General features: G+C 34.7%; 8 protein-coding genes. 7 read left to right on the top strand and 1 reads right to left on the bottom strand.

Annotation, left to right across the window (positions count from 1 at the left end):
- Positions 1 to 13: 13 nt before the first annotated feature.
- The 3 genes from MVY38_RS05570 (at position 14) to MVY38_RS05580 (ending at position 2346) form a co-directional block, all read left to right on the top strand.
- Positions 14 to 1072: a Fic family protein gene (locus MVY38_RS05570; protein ID WP_297484187.1), complete on the top strand. Its 1059-nt coding sequence runs from the start codon at positions 14 to 16 to the stop codon at positions 1070 to 1072.
- Positions 1073 to 1177: 105 nt separating this feature from the next.
- Positions 1178 to 1735 (top strand): methyltransferase domain-containing protein, encoded by a 558-nt coding sequence (locus MVY38_RS05575; RefSeq protein WP_297484189.1) that lies wholly within the window; start codon positions 1178 to 1180, stop codon positions 1733 to 1735.
- 2 nt (positions 1736 to 1737) lie between these two features.
- Positions 1738 to 2346 (top strand): 3-methyladenine DNA glycosylase, encoded by a 609-nt coding sequence (locus MVY38_RS05580; RefSeq protein ID WP_297484191.1) that lies wholly within the window; start codon positions 1738 to 1740, stop codon positions 2344 to 2346.
- Here MVY38_RS05580 and recO read toward each other — a convergent pair.
- The gene (gene recO, locus MVY38_RS05585; protein ID WP_297484193.1) at positions 2341 to 2958 is read right to left on the bottom strand and encodes a recombination protein RecO; all 618 of its coding nucleotides are present in this window, start codon (positions 2956 to 2958) and stop codon (positions 2341 to 2343) included. The two genes, MVY38_RS05580 and recO, sit on opposite strands and share 6 nt — an antisense overlap.
- 180 nt (positions 2959 to 3138) lie before the next feature.
- Here recO and gltB point away from each other — a divergent pair, with 180 nt between their 5' ends.
- From gltB to MVY38_RS05605, 4 genes are all read left to right on the top strand, one after another.
- Positions 3139 to 7578, top strand: a complete 4440-nt coding sequence (gltB, locus tag MVY38_RS05590; protein ID WP_297484194.1) for a glutamate synthase large subunit — start codon at positions 3139 to 3141, stop codon at positions 7576 to 7578.
- A gap of 1 nt (position 7579) precedes the next feature.
- Positions 7580 to 8965 (top strand): glutamate synthase subunit beta, encoded by a 1386-nt coding sequence (locus MVY38_RS05595; protein ID WP_297484196.1) that lies wholly within the window; start codon positions 7580 to 7582, stop codon positions 8963 to 8965.
- Positions 8966 to 9091: 126 nt separating this feature from the next.
- The gene (gene accD, locus MVY38_RS05600; RefSeq protein WP_297484198.1) at positions 9092 to 9937 is read left to right on the top strand and encodes an acetyl-CoA carboxylase, carboxyltransferase subunit beta; all 846 of its coding nucleotides are present in this window, start codon (positions 9092 to 9094) and stop codon (positions 9935 to 9937) included.
- A gap of 3 nt (positions 9938 to 9940) precedes the next feature.
- On the top strand, positions 9941 to 10407 hold a 467-nt coding region (locus MVY38_RS05605; RefSeq protein ID WP_297484200.1), incomplete at its 3' end, for a thiamine phosphate synthase.

A 10407-nucleotide genomic window follows, 5' to 3' on the forward strand; every position in this document is an offset into this window, starting at 1 on the left:
ACGGTAAGTACAAATGATAATTAAAAATCTCCCTTTAAAAACTGACCCAGAAACCCCAATAACATTAAAAAAAGCCATCTCCGCCAACCGTGCCTTAGCAAAATTAAACGGAGTGGCGAAGATTATTCCAAACAGTGCTATTTTGATAAACTCTTTGGTGCTTCAGGAGGCGAAAGATAGTTCCGAGATTGAAAATATCATTACTACTCATGATGAACTTTTTCGGGCTGGGCTTGATGTGTCAGATATTACAAATGAAGCTAAAGAGGTTCAGAATTATCGTCAGGCACTTTTGAAAGGGTATGAACTTGTAACATCAAACAAACTGCTTTTGAAAAAGTACATCATAGAGATACAGCAAGAGTTGGAGCAAAATGATGCGGGGGTTCGTAGACAGAGCGGCACAGTTCTAAAAAATGCTGCAACAGGTGACGTGGTTTTTACTCCTCCACAAGATTATGAAACTATTCAAGAGCTTTTAGATAATCTTGAGCGTTACATAAATGAAGAAAATGAGATAGATCCACTTATAAATATGGCTATAATTCATTATCAGTTTGAGTCTATTCACCCTTTTTATGATGGGAATGGTCGAACAGGTAGGATTATAAATATTTTGTATCTTGTGTTAAAAGATTTACTTGAGTTGCCTATTTTATACCTTAGTCGTTACATCATTAAAAACAAGGCAGATTATTACAGACTGCTGCAAGAGGTGAGAACCAAAGAGAATTGGGAAGAGTGGGTGCTTTATATGCTTGATGGAATCGAACAAACTTCTTTAAGCACTATAGAACTCATTGAAAATATAAATTTACTCATGCAAGAGACACAAGCAGTTGTAAAAGAGAAGTTACCAAAATTGTATTCAAAAGATTTGATTGAAATACTTTTTATGCACCCTTATACAAAGATGGAATTCTTGGTGAATGGATTGGGAATTAGCAGACAAACTGCTTCAAAGTATTTAAAAGATTTACAAAATATTGGCGTGTTGGAAAGTATACAGATAAAAAATAGTAAGTTTTTTGTCAATACGCAACTATTTTCTATGTTAAAAAAGGGCTTATAATTGCACATAGCATAAAAGCTATGTTAAAATAAGTCAAAAAATTTAACATAGTTTCAAACCTATGTTAAAAAAAGAGTAAAAATTACCCATAGAAGGAGAAAAGAAATGATAGAAGATAAAGAGCGTTGGAATGTGCGTCATGTTGAAAAACCTATGCGTAAGAATGTTGAACCATTGGTTGAAAAGTACATTGATTTAGCAACTGTTGGGAATGCTTTAGATATTGCATGTGGAACAGGAAGAAATACACATTTTTTAGCCAAAAAAGGTTTTATGGTTGATGCGGTTGATTTGAGTGATTATGCACTCTCATGTATTGATGAAGATAAAAAAATAAATAAGATAGAAGTGGATTTAGATGAGTATACTTTAGCATCTAAAAAGTATGATTTGATTATAAATATCAACTATTTACAGCGTCGTTTCTTTCCTCAAATTAAAGAGGCACTTAAAGAGGGTGGGGTTGTGATATTTGAGACCTTTATAGTGGCGCATGGAGATTTTAACAATCCTGCAAATCCCGAATACCTTTTAAGAAAAAATGAACTCTTACATGCCTTTATTGGGCTTGATATTGTTTACTATGAAGAGAAAGATGAAATCAACTTACGAGGTGAGAAGATACGCGTAGCATCTTTGGTGGCACAAAAACCTACTTGTTAAAGATGATAAGTTCAAAAGAGCTATATGCGTTTTTAAAAGCCAAAAAGTTACTTAAAAACTTCCCTAAATGGTGGTGGCCAAACGCAGGGAGTTTTGAAGTGCTTGTAAGTGCTATTTTGACACAAAACACTACTTGGAAAAATGTAGAAAAGTCACTTAAAAATTTAGAAGGTTTTTTAGAAATCACTGCGTTTAGCAACTTGGATGAAGCCACTTTAAAAGAGATGATAAAGCCGAGTGGATTTTACAACCAAAAAGCACCGAGACTTTTAACGCTGAGTAACAATATTTTGAATGAATTTGGTACTTTTAAAGCGTTTCAAAAGATGGTTTCTCGTGATTGGCTCTTGGCACAAAAAGGAGTAGGCGAGGAGAGTGCCGATGCCATACTCTGCTATGCCTGTCTGCGTGATGAGATGGTGGTTGATAGTTACACAAAAAGATTACTCAAAAAGTTTGATATTTCATTTAAAAAATATGGAGAATATAAAGATTTTTTAGAGTCTGATTTTCGTAAAGAGTTTAAAAAAACAGAACTCTTTGAAATATTTGCTGCGTTTCATGGAATGATAGTGGAGTACAATAAGCACTATAAAAATGAACTGCTATAAACCCTCCATCATAATATTCCAGAGTCTATCTACCTCTTTATCATTTAAAAAGAGAGACGATTTATTTGTGTAGAGTTCATTGAGTGCATTTTTACTGATGGCTAGGGTGTGGGTACATGTTGTATGCGTGGGTAAAAAGGCACGAATGAGTGAAACATCCTCTTTTATAGCTTGCGAGCATAAAAAGCAGTAAAATTCAGTGTGGAGTCGCCCTTCATTTTCAAGAAGTTTTACATAAGCTTCAATTGCCACTCTTTTTGGATTCTGTTTATCCCAATTTTGCTCCGCTGCGTTTAGCAGATCAAAATAAAATGTTCCAATATCTTCACTATCTTTGAGATGTTTATAAAAAAGCAGAGTGAAGTCCTGCCATAAACGCAGTAGTTTGTAGTCATTTATCCATTTGTAACCAATGTGAATTACATCTTTAAGCCGTGCAATAGTTCCTTTGGCAGACTCTTCTACCTCAAAGTCGATTTTAAAGCCTAAATTTATTACACTATGGCGTGCACCATAAAATCTATAAAGCGTGTATAAGTTATTTTTTGATAGTATTGTAACTATTAAATCTTCCTCTTTTACACGATTGAGATTTATGACATATCCTTGCACTAATTGCTTCCTATATACACACTTGGCTTATTTTTCATAAGAAATTCTACTATTATTATCCTTATTTAAAGTAAAAAAATATATAATACAAGTGCTTTATCTCTAAATAGACTAAGTTTCTTTAAAAAGAGATTAAATTTATATAGTTCTTATATAAAATTTAAAAATTTGGGAGTTATAATGGTTGAACATCATGATTTGTTAAGATCCTTCAAGGATAACTGTGGTTTTGGTCTTGTTGCTAATATTAAAAACAGACCTTCACACAAGGTTTTAAATGATGCAGTTACTGCACTAGAGCGTATGATGCATCGTGGAGCTGTCGCAGCTGATGGAAAAACAGGTGATGGAAGTGGGCTTTTGCTCTCAATGCCTACAGAGTTTATGATAGAAGAGGCTACAAAAGAGGGTGTTGAACTTCCTAAACAATTTGCAGTTGCTTCTATATTTACAAAAGATTTAGAGCATTTAGATACTCTTGAAAAAATTTGTTGTAACAATGACCTCAAAGTTATTTTAAAACGCGAAGTGCCAGTAGATAAAAATGCTTTGGGTGATCAAGCTATAGCTTCTCTTCCACATATTGTTCAAGTTTTTATTATTGCAAACTCCATTATGGCAACAAATAGATTTGATGCCTTACTTTATCTTTCTCGTAAAGAGGCAGAGCATAAGTTAGTAGATTACAGAGATTTTTATATTGCTTCTATGAGTTCTAAAGTCCTTTCTTATAAAGGGCTTGTAATGCCCACTCATATTAAAGAGTTTTACAAAGACTTACAAGATGAAAAGTTTAAAATCTCTTTTTCACTTTTTCACCAAAGATTTTCAACAAATACACTCCCTGAATGGCGTTTAGCACAACCGTTTCGTGCAGTTGCTCACAATGGGGAAATTAACTCTGTTGAAGCGAACCGTATTAATGTATCTATAAAATCAGAGTCTGTTAAAAGTGATGTTTTCAGCGATGAAGAGATAAAAAGATTACTTCCAATTTTACAACCAGGTTCATCAGATTCAGCTTCGGCAGATAATTTCTTTGAATTTCTTATTGTAAATGGTATGGACTTTTTTAAAGCTGTTCGTGCAGTTATTCCTCCAGCTTGGCAAAATGCTCCACATATGGATCCTGAACTTCGTGCATTTTATGAGTACCACTCTACTGTGTTTGAAGCATGGGATGGACCTGCGGCATTTTCTGTAACAGATGGTCGTTATATTGGCTGTGTGCTAGATAGAAATGGTCTTCGCCCTTCAAAATACATCGTTACAAAAGATGATAATCTTCTTATTGCTAGTGAATATGGTGTAGTTGATATTGCAGAAGAGGACATCAAAGAGAGAGGTCGTCTGCAATCAGGTGAAATGCTTGGACTTGACCTTAAATTTGGAAAACTTCTTAAAACAAATGAGATTGATGATTACTTAAAAAGCTCTAATCCATATATGAAATGGTTAAATGAACATATGATTTACTTGCAAGAGCATGTTGAAAATCAATATGTAAGTTGTGTAGAGATTGACACTGATGCAATGGTACACAAACAAAGATATTTCAATATAACACAAGAGATAGTTGAACAGGTAATTGAGCCAATGATAAAAGAGTCTAAAGAGGCTGTTGGTTCTATGGGCGACGATACACCACTTGCTGCATTCTCTCAAAAACAGAGAAACTTTACAGACTTTTTCAAACAAAAATTTGCTCAAGTTACAAATCCACCGATTGACTCTATTCGTGAAAAAGTAGTTATGAGTTTAAATACAGGATTTGGTGAAGTACACAATATTCTTAATGAAGTGCCAATGCATGCACAAAGATTGAAATCTATCTCTCCTATTATTACTAGAGAAAAATTAGCAGTATTAAAATCTTTTGGTGATGTAAAATCTCCAAGATACCAAGATTTTTATAAAAATGCTACATTTTCTACGGCATATAAGTCAGATTTAAAAGCTTCACTTGATGCTTTAGTTGAAAAGGTGATTGACTCTGTTAAAAATGATGGAAGTCGTATCATTATTTTAGATGATAGCGCTTTAGATAAGGAGCATAAAGTTATTCCAATGGCGTTAGCAGTTGGACGATTAAATACAGCCCTTTTAGAAGAAGATGTCCGTCACTTAATCTCTATGATAGCTGTAACTGGTGAAGTTGTAGATTCTCATAGTGCAGCAGTTCTTATAGGATATGGTGCAAGTGCTATCTATCCATATTTACTTTTTGCAACAGTTTCGACGCAATTAGAAAGATCTAAAACTATAAACTTAGATTGTGCAGACGCATATAAATCGGTACATACTGCATTAAACAGTGGACTTCTAAAAATTATGTCAAAAATGGGTATTTCTACTATTGCTTCATATAGAAACTCTGCACTTTTTGATGTTCTTGGCTTACATAAAGATGTTGTACAAGAGTGTTTTGAAGCATCAAACGCAACACTTAGTGGTTTAACTTATGAAGATTTAGATGAAAGATTAGATAAAACACACAAAGATGCCTTTGATGTAACTGGTTTTAACAAAATCTTTCCATTAAACATTGGTGGTTACTATAAATTTTACACAGGACAAGAGCATCACGATTTTGGTCCTGCTGTTATTCACGCTATTCATGCTGTAAGTAAAAAACCTACACAAGAGAATTTTGATAGACTGAAAAACACAGTAAATAGTCGTGGATTGAAATTTATTCGTGATTTCTTTGAATTTGATTCAGGTAATAAATCTATTGATATTTCAGAAGTAGAACCAAAAGAAGAAATATTTAAACGCTTTGCGTCAGCTGCGATGAGTCTTGGTTCTATCTCTCCTGAAGCACATGAAACTATTGCTACTGCAATGAATAGAATAGGCGCACAATCAAACTCAGGAGAAGGTGGGGAAGATAAAGCCCGTTTTTCAACTGAGAGAGTTTCAAAAATTAAACAGGTTGCATCTGGTCGTTTTGGAGTTACTCCTGCATACCTTCGTTCAGCTGAAGAGATTCAAATCAAAGTTGCTCAGGGTGCAAAACCAGGGGAGGGTGGACAACTTCCAGGACATAAGGTTACGCCACTTATAGGTAAACTTCGTCATACTGTTCCTGGTGTTACGCTTATTTCACCACCACCACATCATGACATCTACTCTATTGAGGATTTGGCGCAACTTATCTTTGATATGAAGCAGATTAATCCTAAAGCAAGAGTTGCTGTAAAACTTGTTTCTACTATGGGTGTTGGAACAATTGCAGCAGGTGTTGCAAAGGCCTATGCTGACAAAATTATTATTTCAGGTGGTGACGGTGGTACAGGTGCTGCTCCACTTACTTCCATAAAATTTGCAGGAAATCCATGGGAAATTGGCTTGAGTGAGGCACACAATGCACTTAAAGCAAATAACTTAAGAGGGCTTGTTGAACTTCAAACTGATGGTGGATTAAAAACTGGACTAGATATTGTAAAAGCGGCACTTCTTGGAGCTGAGAGTTTTGCATTTGGTACAGGTGTGCTTACAATTGTTGGTTGTAAAATGCTTCGTATTTGTCATGTAAACAAGTGTACAGTGGGAATTGCAACACAAAATGAGAAACTTCGTAGTGAGTTTTTTAAAGGTCAAGTTGAGCAGATAATTAATTACTTTACATATCTTGCAGAAGATGTAAGAGCAATTATGGCTGAACTTGGATTTAGAACGATGGAAGAGATGATAGGTCATGTAGATGTTTTAAAAGTAAAAGATGATGCATTTGCGAAAAAATTTGACTTCTCTTCTATCTTACATAAAGAAGAGGGTGTAAATACTCATCAACAACAATTTAATCCTCCTTTTGATGATAACGCATTTGAAAAAGATGTGCTTAAAGAGGCGATGGTTGCTATTAAAAGCCCAGAACAGCCTATTAGAATTAAGAGAGAAATTAAAAATATTCATAGAAGTTTTGGTACTTTGGTAAGTGGTGAAATAGCTGAATATTATGGAGATACAGGACTAAAACCAGATACTATAAAAATTAATTTATCAGGTATTGCAGGACAGGCTCTTGGTGCATTTTTGATTAATGGTATCTCTATCTATCTTGAGGGTGTAGCTAATGACTACATTGGAAAAGGTATGCATGGCGGTAAAATCATCATTACATCACAAAATGAGGGTGAAGAGTTTTCTGCTGGTGGTAATACTTGTCTGTATGGTGCAACAGGTGGTAAGCTCTATATTTCTGGAAGTGTTGGTGAGCGTTTTGCTGTTCGTAACTCTGGTGCATTTGCCATCGTTGAGGGAACAGGAGATAATGCTTGTGAATATATGACTGGTGGTGTTGTTGTTATTCTTGGTAAAACAGGTATTAACTTCGGTGCTGGTATGACTGGTGGTGTTAGTTTTGTTTACGATAAAGAACATGAGTTTGTTGAAAATGTAAATCATGAGCTTGTTGAAGCTGTACGAATTGATACTGATGAGGGTGATGAAGCAAGACACTATCTTAAACGATTACTAAAAGATTATGTAGTAGAAACACAAAGTAAAAAAGCACAAGAACTGCTTGAAAACTTTAGAGTAGAAGTAAGAAACTTCTGGCTTGTTAAACCGAAAAATTTAACAAAACTACCTCTTAACTTAGAGAATGGAGACTAAAATGCGTGAATATTTAAATACTGAAAGAATAGAGCCTTCTAAAAGATTGGTGGTAGAGAGAGTAAAAGATTTTGGTGAGATTTATGAGGTGTTCGATGGTGGTGATGCTGCCTCACAGAGTGATAGATGTATTCAATGTGGTGACCCGTTTTGTCTCAACAAATGCCCTTTACATAACTATATTCCTCAATGGTTAAAATCTATTTCAGAGAAAGATTTGGAATTTGCGTTTAAACTCTCAAATGAGCCTTCACCTTTTCCTGAAGTTATGGGAAGAGTTTGCCCGCACGATAGACTTTGTGAAGGTGATTGTACACTCAATGATGGTCATGGTGCTATTACTATTGGTTCTGTTGAAACACATATTACAGAAGCTGGTTTTAAAGCTGGACTTACACCAGATTTTCCAGGGACTACTACAGATAAAAAAGTAGCCATTATAGGAAGTGGTCCTGCGGGATTATCAGCTGCAACATATCTTTTGCGTTCAGGTATAGCGGTAACTATGTATGAGAGAAGTGACCGTGCCGGTGGACTTTTAACATATGGTATTCCAAACTTTAAGCTTGACAAAAAAGTAGTAGAGAGACGGGTGAAACTACTTGAAGAAGCAGGTATGAAACTTGTACTTAATTGTGAAGTTGGGCATGATATTGATTTTGCAACTATTGCAGATGAGCATGATGCTATTTTTATTGGTGTTGGTGCGACAAAAGCAAAGAGTGCTAGAATTGCGGGGGAAAGTAGTTCAAATGTATATAAAGCGATGGACTATTTAACGAATATTCAAAGAAAAAACTTTAAGCTCTCTTATGAAAAGAAATTTGATTTCAAAGACTTAAATGTAGTTGTAGTGGGTGGTGGTGATACTGCTATGGACTGTTTAAGAACTGCAAAGCGTGAGGGTGCAAAATCTGTTACTTGTCTTTATCGTCGTGATGAGTATAATATGCCAGGAAGTAAGAAAGAGTATAAAAATGCAATGGAAGAGGGTGTGGACTTTACATTTTTGGTCTCTCCAAAAGAGATTGTTTTAAATGATGATGGAAAAGCTATTGCAGTTGAAGTTGTAAAAACAACACTTGGTGCAAAAGATGAGTCAGGTCGTCAACGCATGGAAGAGGTGAAAAATTCAGAGTATAGAGTTAATGCTGATGTTGTTATAATGTCACTTGGATTTGATCCTGTTGTTCCATCTTTCTTAGCAGAAAATGGAATTGAGACAAATTCATGGGGTGGGATTGTTATTAATGAAGAGACACATGAAACATCTACTGCAGGTATTTATGCCGGTGGAGATTGTTACCGTGGTGCTGATTTAGTTGTTACTGCTGCGTTTGATGGTCGTGAGGCTGCAAGAAGCATTATTACTTCATTATTAAAATAAATTTCTGCTAGATTTGTCTGCTTTTTACAGATGAATCTAGTTTTTTTCTTCAACGAGTAAAAAAATCATTAAAATTAATATTAATTTGATATAATATAGCACATATATATTATTGAAGGATTTTTTTTGAATTTATTAAATATTTTTACAAAAACATTTGAAACAAAACAACCTGAAAAAGCAGAAGCTGGTTCTCATTGGATTAAGTGTAAATCATGCCACTCTTTGATGTACTATAAAGAGGTAGAACATCAAAATTATGTCTGTCCAAAATGTGGTTTTCATATTCGTATTGGTGTGGATAAAAGACTGAAATTGCTAGCGGATGAAGGTACTTTTGTTGAATATGATGCAACTTTAGAGCCAGTTGATCCAATTAAGTTTGTAGATAAAAAACCTTATAAAAAAAGAGTTGAAGAAGCATATGCCAAAACAGGGAGAAAATCTTCTGTTGTGAGTGGTGAATGTAAAATGAACGGTGTAGATGTGCAACTCGTTATTTTTGACTTTGCTTTTATGGGTGGAAGCCTTGGTTCTGTAGAAGGTGAAAAAATTGTTCGTGCTGCTGAGCGTGCTATTGAAAAAAAACAAGGTTTGGTTATTTTAAGTGCATCTGGCGGTGCTAGAATGCAAGAATCAACTTTTTCACTACTTCAAATGAGCAAAACTTCTGCAGCTCTTGCAAAACTTGCAAATCATAACTTGCCATTTATTTCTGTACTTACTGACCCTACTATGGGTGGAGTTAGTGCCTCTTTTGCTAACCTTGGAGATATTATCATTGCTGAACCAGGTGCATTGGTTGGATTTGCTGGACAGCGTGTAATTGAGCAGACTATTGGTTCTGAACTTCCTGAAGGTTTTCAAAGAGCTGAATTTTTATTAGAACATGGTTCTATAGATATGATAGTAAATAGAAATAATTTAAAACAGACGCTTTCAGATTTATTGGCATTTTTTAAAAAAGATTAATTGATGAAACTTTATGCGCTTTGCGATCAGGATATGCTTGATAAAAATGGTATATCTATAGATGAATTTGTAGATATAGCAAAAAAACAAAACGCAGAGATTATGCAATATCGCAATAAAAATGGTGATATTGCATTTATGAAAGAGCAGTTGATTACAATAAGAAAGCAGTTTGAGGGTTTCTTAATTATAAATGATGCTTATGAACTTGCTGAGTATTGTGATGGTGTCCATATGGGACAGGAAGATTTGCTAGCGATTGATTCTGATATTCATAAAGCAGTTGCTATTTTACGCTCTGTTATAGATGAAGATAAGATTCTTGGTATTTCTACTCATAATGAAGAAGAGATGCTTGAAGCGAATAAAATGGATTTAAATTACATTGGTCTAGGTGCATTTAGAGAAACATCAACAAAAACAGATATTACATCTGTATTAGGTGCTGAATTAGATAAAATTGCTGCGCA

It is taken from the genome of Sulfurimonas sp. (genome assembly GCF_027056685.1).
Lineage (GTDB): Bacteria > Campylobacterota > Campylobacteria > Campylobacterales > Sulfurimonadaceae > Sulfurimonas.